Source organism: Lactobacillus sp. JM1 (genome assembly GCF_009834385.1).
GTDB classification, from domain to species: domain Bacteria; phylum Bacillota; class Bacilli; order Lactobacillales; family Lactobacillaceae; genus Lactobacillus; species Lactobacillus paragasseri.
The window spans coordinates 1,704,410-1,722,643 of sequence record NZ_CP044412.1; the positions used below are offsets into that span (position 1 = coordinate 1,704,410).

Consider the following 18,234-nt stretch of genomic DNA (forward strand, 5'->3'; position numbering starts at 1 on the left):
AAGATGCATATTACTGCTTCAAACAGTAAAAATGCATCTTTTTTCGTATTTATTTAATTTTTATCTTTTTCTTCTCTTCCTTTCTTTACCACCAATTAGTCCAATTATTGCTCCGACAGAAGCTAATGCTAATCCTGCTAATGATAAATCTGTCTTTTGACTACCAGTTTGCGGTAGTGTTGTTCTAGCACGATTAATTTGCTTAGCTGATGTGACATTTCTTGAAGTTCCAACTGCATAAGTTGTATGAGTTAAGCTTGTAGAAGTGTTTGAAGCACCTGCGTTATTAGAATCATTTATTTTGCCAATTTGTTCAGAAGTCTTAGGTGATTCTGTTTCATTCGATTGATTTGGCTTGTTAGGTATTGTTTGTTCTTTCGGCTTTGTTGGTTCACTCGGTTGTGCTGGCTTACCTGGTGTTGTCGGTTCTTCCGGCTTCGTTGGTTCACTCGGTTGTGCTGGCTTACCCGGTGTTGTCGGTTCTTCCGGCTTCGTTGGTTCACTCGGTTGCACTGGCTTACCTGGTGTTGTCGGTTCTTCCGGCTTCGTTGGTTCACTCGGTTGTGCTGGCTTACCCGGTGTTGTCGGTTCTTCCGGCTTCGTTGGTTCACTCGGTTGCACTGGCTTACCTGGTGTTGTCGGTTCTTCCGGCTTTGTTGGCTTACTTGGTTGTGTTGGCTTGTCCGGTGTTGTCGGTTCTACAGGTTTAGCTTTATAAATTACTGTACGTTCAATATCCTTCGAATCTTTTGAAACAACCATAGAATTAATCTTTCCTTGATCTGGTGTGTAACCTGGAATTTCTGGAGAGAACACTTCATTAAATACCTGTGGACCGCTCCAACTGCTCTTTTCTTTACCAGTTACTAAGTCTTTGCTCCCAGTCTTAGTGAATATTACTTGCTTTTGAACATCATCATGAGCTTTTGCGCCATCTTCATATAAATAGTGAACTATTTCAGTTACTGCCTTTGTATCCTTAACTGGTACAGTCTTGTGAGTAAAGTGAGCAATAAATACTTGATCTGCATTCTTATCCGTATCAAATCTGCCATAATTTACATTATCTAAACTATCACCATTCAACTTATCAGATTTATTTGCTGGATCATTGCTGCTATCAACCTCAATAAAACTATAGTTTGATAAATTATATGGAACATTGAAACTGATATTTTCATTGCTCTTACCTAGAGTATTAATATCTGGCGCTAATTCAATAAATTTATGATCAGTATCATCGTAGAATCTCAATTTAGCTTTTTGTTCATCAGCTTTGTACGTTACTGTTCTATCAATATCAGAGTCAGTTGGTTTTACCTTTATTTCAGGAACAGCATCAACATTAGGTATATATCCCACTATTTCTGGAGATTGAACCTTATCAAAACTATCCTTTTTAGTCGTCCAATCGTTCCACATATCTTCATTAGTTACTTCATCACGTTCTCCATCACGAGTGAAAACTACTGGAGTACCAATTACATCAGGTCTTGCAGTCTTGCCATCTTCATAAACGTAATGAATCGTTTCATTAATCGTCTTTGTATCACTAATCGAAGACAGATGATGGATCAAGTGTACATTGTAAACTTGGTCTACCTTATCATCGTGATCAAAGATCAATTCACTTCCATTTGTTTCATCAGAAACTAAATCATAATGTTGCTTTTCATAATTAGCAATTGAATCACCAGTTGTATAGCCTGACTTTTCATCAGATTTACCATTAAGCTCCTTGGTAGCTAAAGTCTTACCTGTTGTATCATCGACATAGTTTACTGTGATCTTTTGCGGATTTGCCTTATAAGTCACTATCCTAACAATATCTTTTGAATCATGTGAAACTGTGACAGAATCGATCTTTTCTTGATCTGGTGTATAACCTGCAATTTCTGGAGAAACTACTTCTTCAAATTCTTTTGATTTACTCCAATTGCTCTTTTCTTCACCTGTTACTAAATCCTTAGTTCCTGTCTTAGTGAATGTTACTTCTTTTTGTACATCGTCATGAGCTTTTGTACCATCTTCATAAACATAATGAACTGTTTCAGTTACTGTCTTCGTATCCTTAACTGGTGCGGTCTTGTGAGTAAAGTGAGCTATAAAAATTTGATCAGTATTTTTATCCTTATCAAAATTACCATAGTTTACTTTATCTAAAGTATCTCCATTTAATTTGTTAGATTTATCCGCTGGATCATTACTACTATCAACTTCGATGAAACTGTAATTTGAAAAGTCATAAGGAACATTGAAACTAATATTTCCATTGCTCTGGCCAGTTGTATTAATATCAGGTGCTAACTCGATAAATTTATGATCAGTATCATCGTAAAATCTCAATTTAGCTTTTTGTTCATCAGCTTTGTACGTTACTGTTCTATCAATATCAGAGTCAGTTGGTTCTACCTTTATTTCAGGAACAGTATCAATATCAGGTGTATATCCAGCTACTTCTGGTGATTTTACTGCATCAAAGCTATCTTTTTCAGATTTCCAATCGTTCCAGTGTTCCTTATTAGTTACTTCATCACGTTCTCCATCATGGGTGAAGACTACGGGTGTACCAACTACATCAGGACTTACAGTTTTGCCATCTTCATAAATATAATGAATAGTTTCGTTAATCGTCTTCGTATCATTAATTGGCGTCATATGATGAGTCAAATGAACGTTGTAAACCTGGTCCACGTCGTCATCGTGATCAAAGAGCAATTCATTTCCATTTGTATCGTCAGAAACTAAATCATAATGTTGCTTTTCATAATTAGCAATTGAATCTTTAGTCGTATAGTCTGATTTTTCATCGGATTTACCATTAAGCTCTTTAGTAGATAAAGTCTTACCTGTCGTATCGTCAATATAGTTGACTATGATCTTTTGATTGTCAAGACTGTAGGTCACAACATAGTTATAATTATGAGTCTTTTCATTTTCAAAATCACTATCAACTGGAACTGGAGCAGTAATTTCTTTCTTGTCAGCAGTATACCCATTAATTAATGGTGAAGTCACAGTTTCAAAATTAGTATCTTTTTGATTAATGACTGGTTTCCATGCACTCCACTCACTATCATTATTTGTCACTAAATCATGAGTTTTTGTACGTGAATATTTAATTGTACGGTCATAATCATTTGCAACTTTAGAACCATCTTTATATTGATACTTAATATTTTCATGTAGAGTAGCGTTTTGAACAGTAGTGGTCGTAGCATGTTTTAAATATACATAAACATCCTTATTTGGTGCAGAAATTATACCACTTGTTGCTGCATTAGGAACATCTGCTGCCAAAATATAATTATTCTGTGCATAATCCCAAAGCTCGTTACTGTAACTATCACCATAATTTTTATCGGTTAAATTCTGGGCAGTATCAGAAATCTCTGTACCATCGCTTGGATTGAAATCTTTAGTCTTAGCAGAACCATTTACGTCAATGTAGTGAACAGTTACTTTACCTTTCTTATAGGTAGCATAAATAGTAAATAACTTAGATTCAGTATCACTAAAGTTACCGTTAATTTTATCTGTTACTTTTAATTTTTTATTATCTGTTGGTTCTAGAACAAAATCATAGTTTTTATACTTAGGATTTTTCTTCAAAGTATCAATAATACTTTGATACTTTTGTTCAAGTGTTTCTAAACTATGTCCAGTTGGATCTGCAAAACTAGTGGCAATATCTTCATCCTGGCCACCTATTCCTAATTCAGTTAAGCCAACTAATTCTTTTTCAACCGTGCCATTATCATTTTCTAAGAGAACCTGATAATTTGCTGGATATTGCGCCTGCTTTTTGAGGAAAACATAGTAGTTTAAAGTTGCCCATAAATAGCCGCTATATCTCATTCCGGCATCATTACTATCATATGATCCATTTCCTTGATCGCTATCAAAGATATTAAATTGTTGCTTACCACGGGTTTGTTTATCACGTTGAACAACAACATATCCTTCTTTAGCCAATTTTGAAACAATTTCATTATCTTTATTGGTATTATCATAGCTTTGATCAACATTAGCAATATTAAATATTGATGGAGGATTGCCCTGGTTATCTAATTCCAGTTCATTCCCCATATAAGCTCCATACTTACTTGTTGCTGGATTTAGCTTATAAGTAATTCCTTGATTTTCCGGATTTAAATGATCTACTCCCGTAACATCTACGTAGTGAATTTGTACCTTAGCTACACTACCATCTTCTGACAACGGAGTCGGAGCATAATGTAAGTGTAGAATTTGAGGACTAGGATCTTGCATTTTACTAGAATCGTAGTCAGTATTATCAAAGGTCCATATTTCATCCGCGGGTATATCTACATAGCTGACTCCTGATTCATCGTCTTTTACTTTCCAATCTTCACTACCAGAAATTTTAATTTTATAAGGAGTTGTATCTGAAGTATAACTTTCTGGCATCAAGTAGCACTTTTTACCACTATTTGATGGACCACTTGTTAAATAGTTCAAGATAGGTAATAAGCCATTATCACTAGAATATGACACATTAACAGCTTGGCTTAGATCAAAATTTTTGGTTAATTCTACATTAAACTTAATTTGATGTTTTTTACCTTGAGAATCTTTATATTCATATATTGCTTCATCAATATAGTAACCTGTCCGTTGATAAACCATTAGTCCACTTAAATACGGATTAGAATCATCTGAAGGTATACCTGGATTATGTTTGATCAGATTACCATTTGCATCATAATCATACTGTCCTTGACTATAATTAGTTGCAGACCCCTGATTATATAAGGAGTTATACCTTGCTCCACCAGATTCATTATACGGGATCACTTCACTCCCCTTATTTCCCTGTATCTTAAAGTAATCTGTTCCAGATTTATCTGCATCTTGAGTAGTTTCAGGCAATGCAAATTGCTTAGTTATCGGATCTCTTCTATATGGATCATTGTCACTAATTATATAAAAGTTTTGTTTTTCTTGTTGCACGGGCGTATAAACCACAAAGAAATTCTGAGTATAATCTGATACGACATTACCATCAGCACTTGAATCATATTGGTTATTAGCCTTCAAGGCATCTGCTAAACTATCATAAGCAGGAAAGCTATTTTGTGTCGCATAATTTATTAGCCAAGATTGATTAATAGCATGAACTGCATCCTCACCATTTATTACCGAACCAATTGCACTGGCTGCTAAAGAAGCCAAACTACTACCATCTTCAGCGTAATAAATCTTATAAGTATAGCCATCACGCTGTAGTTGTTTATCAGTATATTTGAAAGTGATTTTGTCTTTATCATTTCCAATAGAAGAATCTAATAGCTGATTTGTTTTTCCAAGCGCTTGTCCAATCAATACTAAGTTAGCATGGTTACTTCCATACTGAATCAAAATATTTTGATCGAATTCAATTGTATTATCATCTACTTTTGCAGCACTTAATTCTTTAATATTATATGGATCATTAATATTATATGCTTTTCCTTTAGTATCAAATTTACCTGTACCTATTCCTCTAACACGTACATATGAGCCTATTAAACTTCCAGAAACTTTAGGTATAACGTGTTCTTGATTTTGATTATAACTAACAGTAGCGTTGGCAGACTGATAAATTAGCCCATTAATTTCATCTGGGAAACTATATTCTTTTAAATCTAAGCTCGATGTCTTACTTGAAAAATCGGCAATACTAATTATTCTGCCAGTTAAAGGATTATATAATCCAGAGACTTCTATAGGATCTAGTTTTTTATTGTAATCTGGTTTTAAAGCTACACCAGGTTTATCAATATTTTCAAATTTAACATTTCTTTTAACAATTATTTTTTCGTTGATTGTAAAATCAAATTGAACACTTTAGAAAAATAAAAAGTCCATTCGGACCTGTTTGATAGAATGTTAATAACCACAAAAACTTTCTATTGGAGGTCAAAATGGACTCTTTACATTCTACCATGAATCGGCACGTTAAAGGAAAGCATTTATCATTTGAAGAGCGAGTTATTATTCAATTGCGTTTGAAAGATGGCTGCTCTTTGCGTGCAATTGCTCGTGAACTCAACTGTTCTCCTTCTACTATCAGTTATGAGGTTAAACGTGGCACTGTAAAACTGTATCATGGTAAAGTCAAAAGATACAAGGCTACTCAAGGACATGATGTATATCAAGCTCATCGTAAAAATTGTGGGCGTAAATCAGACTTTCTCAAAAAAAATCAATTTATTCACTATGTCCACAAACATTTCTTTAAAGACGGTTGGTCGCTTGATGTTTGCAGTAATCGTGCCACTGTTGCTGGCGAATTCTCTAGCAGCGATGTTGTCTGCACCAAAACTCTTTATAATTACGTTGATAAGGGCTTATTAGGCATTTATAATTACGACTTGCCTGAGAAGCTTAAACGCAATACCAAGCTTCATCGTGTTCGCAAAAACAAGAAAAAGCTTGGCAGAAGTATTGAAGAACGTCCAAAAGAAATTAGTGAACGTAATGAATTCGGTCATTGGGAATGCGATTTGGTCCTTGGACATAAGACTAAAGATGATGAAGTGCTGTTAACCTTATCTGAGCGCATGAGTCGTGAATTCTTAATTATTCGTATTCCCGACAAGACTTCTATCAGTGTCATGCAGGCCTTTAAAGAACTCCAAAGACAATACAGTGAACACTGGAATGATATTTTTAAAACTATTACCACTGATAATGGTTCAGAATTTGCGGATCTTTCCAACCTAGAAGAAGCCTCCAATACACTGGTTTACTATGCCCATCCTTACACTTCTTGTGATAAGGGAACAGTTGAAAGACACAATGGTCTTATTCGCAGATTCATTCCTAAAGGAGAAGCAATAGCTAACTATTCTTTACAAAATATCATTGACATTGAAACCTGGTGCAACTCATTGCCAAGAAAGATCTTAGCTTATCATACACCAGATGAAATCTTTGAAAGAGAATTAGATCGAATCTATCAAGCAGCTTAACCAAAAGTGTTCAATTTATTATTGCAATTTACGACAATTTTTTTTTTAGTAAAACTATTAGCTTTAATCAAGTTATAAACGACGGTATCGCCATCAAAGTAATACATTGATGTCTTACCAAATTCAGCAGTTCCATTTTTCATTCCATTAGGATATTTAGTATCAGAGTTTTCAATCTTAGCGCCAGATTCAACATCTAATACATAACCATTAGGAATGGCGTCAAGTACAGCTTTAGGAATTAGGGAATAATCCTTATTGTTAACAGCATTATCATAGTCACTATTTTTAGTTGCCTTAATAAAGTCAGACTTATTGACAGTATCAACGCCATCTTTATAAGTATGATTTATATCTGGCACTAAAATATCTGCTTGACTACCATCATTAAAATGAAGTTTAAAGTTAATTGTTGATTGCCCAGAAATAGTTATAGAAGCTGAATTTTTATCTCCTGCGTTAATAACAATTGGTTTAAGTAAATCCGTCCAGGCAACAGAAGATCCATAAGCAGTCTTATTCAGATCTTTTTCAAAAGTTGGATCATAACCATTTAGAGTAACGCCATAAGTACTATTAGCAGGAACAACAGAAATCGTTGTTAGTACTGTCTTAATCTTTGCCCAATCAGTTACTTTATCAGCTGTTACAAAATGTGACTTCAAGCTAGGATCATCCCACTTAATACTATTCAAATTAATATTTTCAGTAGAATAATATTTTTCTATACCTGACTCAATAATATCTCCCGTGGCGGTATTTACTACTTGAACTGAATTTGCATCCTTTAGCTTAAAATCAAATTGAGACTTGCCATCATCAGTTCCAGGTACATGTGAAACCACTACAGCATTGTAAGTATCTTTGTCTTCTGAGTTAACCAACACATTAGAAAAGGTCATATTCCATGAACCTTTATCATCTGATTGTCCTTTAAATAATAAATCAATATCTTGGTTACCTTGAGCCAGACTCTTAGAGTAAGTTCCTGTTGCTGCAATAACATCCCAGTTACTTGTGGTTAAGCGATAAGCATTTTCAGAATTTTCAACAAATGGTAGTAAAGATTGATCAGTAACACGATAAGAAGTATTACTTAACTTTTTGCCTTCTGGTAATGCTAAGTAAACTTGCAAATCACTTGATAAGTTAAGGTGCGTAATTAAGTTTGAATTATTTAAGACTAGCTCCCAATTTTGATTAGTTGCAGTAAATTCACCAGAAATTTTAACAACTGTACGACCATTTACTTTAAAGCTAGTTATCTTTACATCTCTAGGTAATGCAGTTTTATTAATGCTTGATAAAACTGTATTAATTGGTAACACAGCATAATAAGTCAATTTTTCAGGCTTGTTTAATAAGTCAGAAATATAAGAAGAAATACGACCAGCTTCTGATGCTCCAGGAACTTTATTATCCTGTCTTCCAGAAGCCGTGATGGTATTATAGTGAACCTCGGGCCTAACTGGAATTTTTTCAACAATAATTTGATTTTGAGTAAAGAGAGCTGGGGCACTTGAATTATTAATACCATCAGCAGTCACATACAAGTCAGTATGTAAATTATTACCTACTTTAACCTCACTGCCATCTGCATAAGTTTTAGCCAATACACCATTTAGGCCAAAATTAGGAGTAGATTCAAAAGCATTAAGTTCGTCAAAAGTCAGAACAACTTTCTTAATCAACTTGCCCGCATTATCTTTTAAAATTGTAGATTGATTGTTGACATCAACTGAACCCGTTTCAGTTGTTCCATCAGCGAGTGTAAAAGTATATTTAAATCCATTAGTGTTTGAAGGAACTGATAAACCACTTATATTCATTCCATCTGGAATATTAACAGTCATTACTACGTTTTTTAAATTATAGGCCGTTGTGTTTCTTGCAGAAATAGAACTATTTAAATTATGGTTACGTGTATCTTCCATTGGAGTAACTGGCTTACTGTCATCAATACTGCCATCGCTCTTAAACTCATATCTATCCGGGTCAATAGTTGCAGTAAATATATCTCCAATTGGCAAACTATCTAATCCGTGATCTTTTCCTAAAATAGTTACTGTAACCGGATTTATGGAACTACTAGACTTATCCCCTACAGCATTAGTCTGCTGAGTTATTGTTGGTTGATTCGAATTGGATAATTGCGTATTTCCTCTTGGAACATCCATTTTAAACTGACCAATAATTTTAACTGCACTATAAATATTTGATGCCCTGCTTAGTTGAGCTTCACTTAATTGTGGTAACGTAAGTTTTACTACTGTACCATCTTGACTAAAGCTAGCATTATATGCAGATAGATCTGAATTATTAGCTTTATTTGTAGCATCAGTATTTAAAACAAAATTTTCTGGCATTGGAATTTCTAAAGTCGTACCATAATTGAAATTTTCGTTAAAGTTACTTATATTTAAATGCCATTCATAGTCTGTATTAGCTAATAAAGGATAATTTTCATTAGAATCTACATTTACCTTATTTCCTTTTGTCGTATAAAGGGAATTTTTAGAATCTCCTCCCTGTTCCCAATATAAATAAACGGAATCTGTTACAGTCTGTTTAAATTCGACGGTCTTTAATAGATGATCATTCTTATATAAAAATGCTTGGCGTGTGAACGTACCAGTTGAATGAAGTTTGTCATCTCTAAAATGATTTGAAGTAGTTAAAATAATTGGCTGACTACTAGTATTATCATGCGTAAATGTATCAGTAATTACCCATTGTTTTTTATCTGCATCATAAGTTTTAGTTGCTGTTCCGTAGCTACTATCAAATTGACCAAAATCTACTGAATCTATAGTAGCAGGATTTTTATCAGTAGACTCACCATCTTTAGTCGTGCCGTCAAATCCATCCGTGGTTGTTTCGGGGATAACAATCTTATAAACGTCCCCAGCTTTTGCTTCATTAGTACTAAAATTGAATGTTACTGAATCTTCAGTATCAATTTTATCCTTGTCTACAGTAAAGTCAGTATACGTATTTTCTGCCTTACTTTCATTAAGTTCAGCCGTGTTAGTTGGAACTGCTTTTAAGGTATCTAAAGTTTGAGTATTTTGCCGTACCTTTTCAGCAGAATTTACATCCTTAGTTGCTACTGGTTTATCGTCTTTTTTATCTACATTAGCCTCCGTAGCTTGAACAGTAGATTTATCTGTTTTATTTTCTACATCTGTCTTTGCTAATTCAGCAGTTTTTTGGTGAACTATCTGAGTTTTAGCATTTGTATCTGCTGAACTTTTAACTGTTGTAGCCTCATTTTTTACAATTGGGGAAGTAGCTACAGTCTGCACTTCTTTCTCTGCACTATCAGCGCTTGCAGCTTGAGCTGTCGTTTCACTTGTTCCTAAATAAAAAACTGTTCCCAATAAAACAGAAGCTGTACCGATGGTAAGTTTACGAATGCTAAAACGTTGTCTTGCGTTAGCACTATTTTTTATATATTTTCTATTGTTCATCGATTACTATCTCCTAATAAATACTAGCTGTAATAAATAACACACTTACATTTTAACACCTAAGTTTGTTTAGTATTAGTCTTGACTTATTTTTAGTTACTATAAAAAACATTTACTATCAAAAGTTATCTTCATTCTTAAACCATCCCAAAATAAAAAACATAATTATCAACTAGACAATTATGTTTTCTACCTTAATTATTCTTTTTATATCTCTTCCACAAGACTATATTCCAAATTATCAACAAGCACACCCAAAAGATGACTAAAATCATCGTATTCCGATAACCACTGCCTTTTTGAATCTTATTCCAAATTTCGCTAAAGTATGTTCCACTTAAAAATGCACTTAAAGTTATTATCGATAAAGTCAAAGACATCTTTTTAATTTTACCCTTAACCTTCATCAACTGAATCCAGTTATAGACAACTTCACAAATTACGATTAGTAAAACTAGTAAGTCATACCACCATTCACGTTGTTTAACAAATTCATCAATGGTAGTAATAAAATAGTAACCTGCAAGGATTGCAAATATATTTAAGATCAACAGCTGTCCCACAACTGTACTTTGTTCTTTTTCTTTCATGATCTTCCGCACTTTCTACTTTTTCTCTTCATATAAATTATAAAACATTCGCTTTTCTTCTTGCTTAACCTAAGGCTCTATTTTTTAAACTGCCGCCAATAATTAGCAAGGTATTCTGTTGTTAAACTCACGGGATGGTTAATCAAATCTTGTGTTTGTCCTGCAGCAACGACTTTTCCACCATTTTTTCCGCCACGTGGACCTAAATCAAGAATATTATCTGCATTAACTATCATATTTAGATCGTGCGTAATCATAATAATAGTTGCCCCTTGATCTAGCAATTTCTGCATTACTTGAACTAAAACTTTCACATCAAGCGGATGTAATCCAATTGTAGGCTCATCAAATACAAATAAAGTATCGTCCTGTTTATGACTTAAATGTGTCACTAACTTCAAACGCTGTGCCTCTCCACCAGATAAAGTTGGTGTACTTTCACCTAAATGAAGATAATCTAGTCCCACTTCTTTTAATAAAAGTAAGTCACGCTCAATTTTAGGTTCTTTCTTAAAAACAGGAATTGCTTCATTAATATCTAAATTTAAAATATCAACAATTGAGTAGCCGTTCCACTTTACTTTTTGAACTTCTGGATTATAGCGATTACCCTCACAGGTCGGACAAATCTGCTGCATATCAGGTAAAAATTGAATATCTAAAGTTACAATTCCAGTTCCACCACAAGTTGGACAAGCTCCCTGTTTATTATTATAAGAAAAGTAAGTTGGCGTATAATGCTTGTTTTTTGCAAGAGGCTGCCGAGCAAATAATTTACGTAAATTATCCATAATTGAAGTATATGTAGCAACAGTTGACCTGGTACTTTTACCAATTGGTGAAGCATCAACGCTAACTACTTGATTAATTGGCGATTCAAAGTTCTTAACTTGTTTAGGTAAATTTTCACCTTTTGCTTGTGCTTGAATTGCTGGAACTAAACTATCTAGAATTAAACTTGTCTTACCTGCTCCAGAAAATCCAGTCACAGCAGTTAATTGATTAACAGGAATATTCGCATGAACATCTTGCAGATTAAAATAATGATCCACATTAAATGAAATTTTTACAGAGTTAACTTTTTCTGCTCGCTTTCTCCCCATTAATTCAGCAGTTCCATCAAGATAAGGTCTAATTAAAGAGTGCTTGTCTTTTTTTATTTGATCAACGCTACCTTGATCCAGAATTTCACCGCCTTGTTCACCTGATCCTGGTCCAATCTCAATTATTTCATCAGCTGCTTTAATAATATCCACATTGTGATCCACAACTACTAGTGAATTTCCTTGTGCTACTAATTTATGCAAGACCTTAATTAAGCCATCAACATTAGCAGGATGTAGCCCAATTGAAGGTTCATCTAAGACATATAAGACGCCAGTTGTTTCTGTTCTCAACGTGCGTGCTAACTGAATTCGCTGTAATTCACCTGTGGATAAGGTGTTACCATTTCGAGCCATTGTTAAATAATCTAAGCCTAAATCAAGTAGTGGTTGCAAGTTCTCCACAAACTCTGTGAATAAGGCGCTGGCCATTTTATGCATCTCAGCTGGTAAACTCTTAAGCACTTGATCTTTCCAAGCAATCAAATCACCTAACGGCATTTCAGCTACTTCGTTAATATTTAAACTACCTACTAATTGCTTCAATAATCCTGGCTTTAATCTTGAACCATGACACACAGGACAAGTCTGATATGAGAAAAATTCTGAAATCCGCTTTTGCGCACGTTCGCTCTTACTAGTTTTGGCAGAACGTAAAACGGCTTGGTGAGCATTTTCATAAAGGGCATTAAAATCATGAAAAACTCTCCCCGTTCCTGATAAAAAGTCCATTTTATACTTCTTTTCAGGACCATTAAGAACAAAATCTTTTTCTTTATCAGTTAAATCCTTATAGGGAATGTCAATCCTAACCCCCGCATGTTCTGCTACATTGGGCATAAAGTTTCTACCAGGTAGCGACCACGAAGCAACTGCTCCATCTTTAATAGAAAGACTAGGATCAGCAATCAACTTACTATCATCCAATTGACGTACTTTTCCTGTCCCGCCACATTCTTCACAAGCTCCATCAGAATTAAAGGCAAATTGCTCAGCACTTGGCACATAAAACTTAACACCGCAAACTGGACAAGTAAGTTGACCCATTTCTTCACCTGACTTTGCCATTGCTTCTGCAATTTCTAGACTTGGCTTTAAACGGTGACCATTAGGACAAACAGGCGAGCCTAATCTAGAAAAGATCAACCGCAAAATATTAAAAGTTTCGCTCATTGTTCCAACCGTTGCGCGTTCAGATGGAATAGTTGGACGCTGCCTTAAGGCTAAAGCTGAAGGAATATGCTTGACGCTAGTAACGCTCGCCTGATTTCCCTGCTTGATTCGCCTGCGCATATAAGTAGACAAAGCATCTAAATATCTTCTTGAGCCTTCTTCATATAAGATACCCATGGCTAAAGAAGATTTTCCTGAGCCTGACAAACCAGAGATTGCAACAAATTTATGAAGTGGGATATTAACATCAATATTTTTCAGATTATGAACACGTCCCCCACGCACTTCAATCTGAGTTGGTAACTTTGCAGTCAAAGTCAGTTCCTCCTTACTTTTTATCAACTACTATCTTACAACAATTATTATAAAAAATAGCCATTCTATCGTTGCCTATACAAAAAGAAGACTCTGCTTTATAAAAGTAGAGCCTTCTGTAGGAATATAACTATGAAAATTTAATTTAAGGAAATATTATTTAAGAATTTGTGTTAATGTATGAGGATTATATGTATGGAATAAATTAAAAATTATCCCCAGTAAGTGTGTCCTGGGGCAGGCCAACGACCACTACCAGGGCCTACTTCGATTCGGTTAAGATTAGATCCACCAAAAACAGCTAAGTTTAGTTTACTCGAAGTAGACAATGCCAGTGCTGAGCCTAATGTTAACAAAACTACAACTGATAATAATAATTTTTTCATATTTTTCTCCTTCCTATTGTTTTAAATCAAAAATTACTTGCTAAAGCCAACATCGTACCATCTACTATTGCTTGCTGATGGCTTAAGTGACCAGCCAGTTACCTTGTTGTTAACTGCAGTTACTGACCAACTGTTTGTGGTAGGTACAACATAGGCATTGTCATACATCCATTGTTGCCACTTATCAAATGCTTGTACACGGTACTTGTGGTTAAAGGCCTTAGTTGAATCAATGTTAGTAAGAAGCTTAGATTGAGTTGGAGAAACAAAACGAGCCATGTTGTATGGAGCACCTTCACTGTAAAGGTCCATTGGTGATGGTTCAGATGATAGGCTCCAACCACCTTCAAATACATCAATCTTAGGACTATCTGCTTGAACATCTTGTACCCAAGAGTTGAATTCCATTGGACGACCACCAACAAATTTAGCATCTAAGCCAATCTTTTGCCATTGTTGGAGGTAGTTAGTCCAGATCTTTTCAGCGTTTGGTTGTGTATTACGAACGGCAACGTTAATAGTTAACTTCTTGCCATTTGGTTGGCGACGGTATTTTTCACCCTTACGCTTCTTGTATCCAGCCTTGTCTAACAATTCATTAGCCTTCTTCAGGTCATATGGATAGCCCTTGATACTCTTGTCAGAGAAGTCGCCAAATTGTGCTGGGATTAAGGTGTTAATACGGAAAGTCAAGCCATTACCGTAGCGCTTGCTAACAGCGTCAATGTTCATTGCATAAGCCATCGCCTTACGTAATGAAACATTGTTCATCTTAGCATTCTTATCTTCAACGTTCTTGCCAGTCTTCTTGTCAAACTTACCTACCTTAAAGCCTAAGTAGTTGTAAGATAGAGGAATCTTACCAACGAAGTTAACGCCCTTAGTATCCTTAACGTTGTTCCATTGAGAGTTAAGCACACCAGTAATATCAAACTTGTGACTCTTAATAGCTTGAGAAACAGAGTTAGTTCCGATTACTTCCATAGTAACCTTGTCTAAGTTTGGCTTACCACGCCAGTAGTGTTCATTTGGTACATAAGTAACTGATTGACCACGAACAACCTTTTGAACCTTGTAAGGACCAAAGAATAATGGTTGCTTACGAACTTTATCATCAGATAAAAGCTTATCAAATGGCACATCTTTCAAGTAATGGTACGGTTCTGCAGTTTCAAGGAAGTAACCATTACCAGATTGAAGCATACCTGGTTTCATTTCTTTAAAGTGAAGAACGACTTTTCTGCCATCTTCGCCATTTGGCATTTCGATACCAGAAATCTTGTCGCTCTTTCCCTTGTGGTATTCTTCTAACCCAACAAGGTTAGCTAAAGAATCTGTATATCTTGAAGTCTTAGTCTTAGGATTACCAACGATCTCATAGGCATATTCAAGGTCCTTAGCAGTTACTTGCTTACCATCTGACCACTTAACACCCTTTTTCACTTCAATAGTGATTGTCTTGGCATTCTTATCTAACTTAAAGGTAGCTGGACCCTTACTATTAATCTTATAGCTATCATTAACATCGAAGAGTCCTTCTACTCCTGGTGCTTGAATCTCACCATCAGTAGCAGTATCAGATAATTCTGGTAAGAAAATACCTGTGAAAGGTGAGTCACTTTCAATTGAATACTTTAACGTTCCACCCTTTTTAACTTGTTTCTTAGGAACAGCTTCTTTAAAGCTAACTTTCTTGTCGCTAGCGTTATTATTGTTGTTATTGTTCCCACAAGCAGTTAAAGTTAATGCCGCACCGGACAATACTGTAATTGCTCCTAACCACTTAACTTTTTTCAATTTGTTCTCCTCCTTTGTGAGATGACTTAAATTTCTCGATTTTTATTATATGATATTAAAATGAAAAAAACAATACAAAATTAAAATATTTTTTGGCTAAATTTGTGTTTTATTAAAAATCTAGTATTAATACACTTGTTTTCTTTAAGGTGTAATCTGATAGTTATAAAAATCGCCAAAAGTTATAAAGAGTTATAAAAAAAGAAAGATGATACACATGAATAATAATCCTTTCAATCCTAGTTTTGGCAAAATGCCAAGTATCTTTCTAAAACGCGATAATTTATCTCAAAGAATAATCGACGAATTAAATAGAGAAAATTCTCCATTTCAAACTTCACTCATTTATGGTCAAAGAGGGTCTGGAAAAACCACCCTTATGTCTGAAATTTCTTCTAAACTTAAAGAAAATAAAGACTGGATCATTATTGACTTAGTCTTTGATAATGATTTACTCATTTCTCTAACTAATCAACTTCAAGAACATTTATTAAAATTAAAACTAATTAAAAATTTAGATATAAAAATGAACTTTCTCGGCATTGATATTAATGCTTCCTTAGCTCAAAACATCGATGCCAATTTTCAACAAATTTTGCAAACTAGTCTTGAGAAATTAACAAGAAAAGGCAAAAATGTGCTAATTAATATTGATGAGGTTCATTTAACTCCTTTACTAAAGAAATTTGCCAATTGTTATCAGATCATGATTAGAAAAAATCTTAAGGTTTCTTTATTAATGGCTGGTCTTCCAGAAAATGTTTCTGAAATTCAAAATGACGATGTCTTAACTTTTCTTCTGCGAGCTAATCGGATTGTCCTCAATCCATTGAACTTAGAAACTATTAAACTTAGCTACAGCATATTTTTCAAAATGCCAACTTCAATATTGATGATAAAACTATTTTATATATGACCAAGCAAACACAAGGATTTGCATATGCCTTTCAACTTTTGGGTTATCATATCTGGAGATATGCTACAGAACAGAATAAAAAGACTATTTCTCTTTCTTTAGTAGACGAAATCTTAGACATTTATTTGAGTGATTTAAATCGCAATGTTTACTTTAAGGTTTACAATGATCTTTCAAAAGGAGTTCGTGCAAGCAATGGGAAAAGTTGGAAAACAAAAAGTCAAAAGCCAAGAAATCGGGAAAATAATGAATAAAGGTGCTAATTATTTAGCTGTTTATCGGAGAAAATTAATAGATGATCAAGTAATCAAACCTGATGGTTATGGCTATGTCAGTTTCTTACTCCCGCATTTTGACAAGTTCATTGAACAAGAAATGATCTTAAATGAATTCTAAAATTTCAAGCAAAAAAAGCTGGTAATACCAACGCCATTTCAAGCGAAGATATTGCCAGCTTTTCTTTATATTCTCTTTTCAGAAGTTTTTTTAATTTTTCTCTTAGGTGTGAAATTCAAAGCTAAAACTGCCCCAATTACTAAAAATGTTCCTAGCCAATCCATCCCTGACATCACCAAACCAAAGATTAAAACTGAACCAACTGTAGCTGATAAGGGCTCAAACGCATCAAGCAAACTAACCGTTGACGGCTTAACATAACGTAATGCATTCGCCATAATCTGAAAAGGCACTATTGTTCCCAGAATAATAATTGCTCCTACCCGGAGCCAAACTTTTGGGGTGTTTGGAACAGCGGGAAAGCTAGGATGAAAAATCACCAAACCAAGTCCAGCAAAAATCATCCCCCAGCCAGTCAAAACTAAACTTGATATTCTTTTAACAATTTTAACTGGAATCAAAGTATAGCTTGCTTCACCTAGAGCAGATAATAAGCCGAAAAATAATGCCACTGGCGTGATTGCTAAATGATTCAAATTTCCATGAGTTGACAGCAAAAATACACCAATAAAAGCCATAATTGCTGCTAAAACATCTAACTTTCTTAAAACTTGCTGATGAGTTAAAGCAAGATAAGCAAGAACAAAAAACGGTCCAATAAATTGTAAGATAGTCGCAATCGAAGCATTCGCCATTTCAATGACAATAAAGTAAAAAACCTGTACTGGTAATAAACCAAATACACCATAAGCAATAATGTGCAACGTATTTTTCTTGTTTTTTAAAACTAAAATCGGCTTTTGATGTAAAATTGTCGCAATGATTAATAAGACAATCCCAGAAATAATTAGTCTTACTTGTGTCAGCCAAATAGGTGTAATTTTAGAACTGATCTTAAATAAAGACTCCGCAAATAAACCTGATATTCCCCACATCACAGCTGCTAAAGCTGCCAAAACTGTCCACAGTCTGCTTCTAGTAACTTGCTTATCCATCCAGCTTCTTCCTCACAAATAAAAATCAATCTAAATCATCATAGCATAGTTACTCTAAGCAATCATTGTAATTTCGATAAAAAAATACTGTTCAATTAGGTAAGCAACCTGAACAG

The 18,234-nt window shown here is 34.5% G+C and carries 11 protein-coding genes; 4 read left to right on the forward strand and 7 right to left on the reverse strand.

All coding sequences use genetic code 11. The annotated features are described in order from the left end of the window. Positions 1–60: 60 nt before the first annotated feature. Positions 61–5,382, reverse strand: a complete 5,322-nt coding sequence (locus F3I00_RS10820; RefSeq protein ID WP_236547639.1) for an LPXTG cell wall anchor domain-containing protein — start codon at positions 5,380–5,382, stop codon at positions 61–63. A 545-nt stretch (positions 5,383–5,927) separates the two neighbouring features. Here F3I00_RS10820 and F3I00_RS08850 point away from each other — a divergent pair. Further along, the gene (locus F3I00_RS08850; RefSeq protein WP_024272995.1) at positions 5,928–6,977 is read left to right on the forward strand and encodes an IS30-like element ISLga1 family transposase; all 1,050 of its coding nucleotides are present in this window, start codon (positions 5,928–5,930) and stop codon (positions 6,975–6,977) included. Here the strand turns inward: F3I00_RS08850 and F3I00_RS08855 are convergent. The 5 genes from F3I00_RS08855 to F3I00_RS08875 all read right to left on the reverse strand — a co-directional run bounded on the left by F3I00_RS08855 (position 6,974) and on the right by F3I00_RS08875 (position 15,811). After that, positions 6,974–10,447, reverse strand: a complete 3,474-nt coding sequence (locus tag F3I00_RS08855) for a YSIRK-type signal peptide-containing protein (RefSeq protein WP_159311080.1) — start codon at positions 10,445–10,447, stop codon at positions 6,974–6,976. The two genes, F3I00_RS08850 and F3I00_RS08855, sit on opposite strands and share 4 nt — an antisense overlap. A 194-nt stretch (positions 10,448–10,641) precedes the next feature. After that, entirely contained in the window at positions 10,642–11,037 is a 396-nt protein-coding gene (locus F3I00_RS08860) for a hypothetical protein (protein ID WP_020807494.1), read from the reverse strand. A 77-nt stretch (positions 11,038–11,114) separates the two neighbouring features. Next, positions 11,115–13,628, reverse strand: coding sequence for an excinuclease ABC subunit UvrA (locus tag F3I00_RS08865; protein WP_020807495.1), 2,514 nt, complete (start codon positions 13,626–13,628; stop codon positions 11,115–11,117). 212 nt (positions 13,629–13,840) lie between these two features. After that, positions 13,841–14,014: a hypothetical protein gene (locus F3I00_RS08870; protein WP_155761874.1), complete on the reverse strand. Its 174-nt coding sequence runs from the start codon at positions 14,012–14,014 to the stop codon at positions 13,841–13,843. A 33-nt stretch (positions 14,015–14,047) separates the two neighbouring features. Continuing rightward, positions 14,048–15,811 carry an oligopeptide ABC transporter substrate-binding protein gene (locus F3I00_RS08875; RefSeq protein WP_020807496.1) on the reverse strand — a complete coding sequence of 588 codons (1,764 nt, stop codon included), beginning with the start codon at positions 15,809–15,811 and terminating at the stop codon, positions 14,048–14,050. 217 nt (positions 15,812–16,028) lie between these two features. Here F3I00_RS08875 and F3I00_RS10825 point away from each other — a divergent pair, with 217 nt between their 5' ends. From F3I00_RS10825 to F3I00_RS10835, 3 genes are read left to right on the forward strand one after another with little or no spacing between them, the layout of a single operon-like run. After that, positions 16,029–16,727 (forward strand): ATP-binding protein, encoded by a 699-nt coding sequence (locus F3I00_RS10825; protein WP_231110823.1) that lies wholly within the window; start codon positions 16,029–16,031, stop codon positions 16,725–16,727. Continuing rightward, entirely contained in the window at positions 16,724–16,981 is a 258-nt protein-coding gene (locus F3I00_RS10830) for a hypothetical protein (protein ID WP_231110822.1), read from the forward strand. Before F3I00_RS10825 ends, F3I00_RS10830 begins: the two co-directional genes overlap by 4 nt. Continuing rightward, on the forward strand, positions 16,974–17,123 hold the full coding sequence (locus tag F3I00_RS10835) for a hypothetical protein (RefSeq protein WP_231110821.1): 150 nt from the start codon (positions 16,974–16,976) through the stop codon (positions 17,121–17,123). Before F3I00_RS10830 ends, F3I00_RS10835 begins: the two co-directional genes overlap by 8 nt. Before the next feature lie 65 nt (positions 17,124–17,188). On the opposite strand, the gene F3I00_RS08885 is transcribed toward F3I00_RS10835, so the two are convergent. Further along, complete coding sequence (locus F3I00_RS08885; RefSeq protein WP_020807497.1) at positions 17,189–18,118, reverse strand: DMT family transporter; 930 nt, start codon at positions 18,116–18,118, stop codon at positions 17,189–17,191. Positions 18,119–18,234 lie beyond the last annotated feature (116 nt).

Excerpts from the sequence above, each read along its gene's own strand:
- F3I00_RS08850 (WP_024272995.1), top strand. The coding sequence starts at position 5,928 with ATGGACTCTTTACATTCTACCATGAATCGGCACGTTAAAGGAAAGCAT.
- F3I00_RS08855 (WP_159311080.1), bottom strand. The coding sequence starts at position 10,447 with ATGAACAATAGAAAATATATAAAAAATAGTGCTAACGCAAGACAACGT.
- F3I00_RS08860 (WP_020807494.1), bottom strand. The coding sequence starts at position 11,037 with ATGAAAGAAAAAGAACAAAGTACAGTTGTGGGACAGCTGTTGATCTTA.
- F3I00_RS08870 (WP_155761874.1), bottom strand. The coding sequence starts at position 14,014 with ATGAAAAAATTATTATTATCAGTTGTAGTTTTGTTAACATTAGGCTCA.
- F3I00_RS10825 (WP_231110823.1), top strand. The coding sequence starts at position 16,029 with ATGAATAATAATCCTTTCAATCCTAGTTTTGGCAAAATGCCAAGTATC.
- F3I00_RS10830 (WP_231110822.1), top strand. The coding sequence starts at position 16,724 with ATGACCAAGCAAACACAAGGATTTGCATATGCCTTTCAACTTTTGGGT.
- F3I00_RS10835 (WP_231110821.1), top strand. The coding sequence starts at position 16,974 with ATGAATAAAGGTGCTAATTATTTAGCTGTTTATCGGAGAAAATTAATA.
- F3I00_RS08885 (WP_020807497.1), bottom strand. The coding sequence starts at position 18,118 with ATGGATAAGCAAGTTACTAGAAGCAGACTGTGGACAGTTTTGGCAGCT.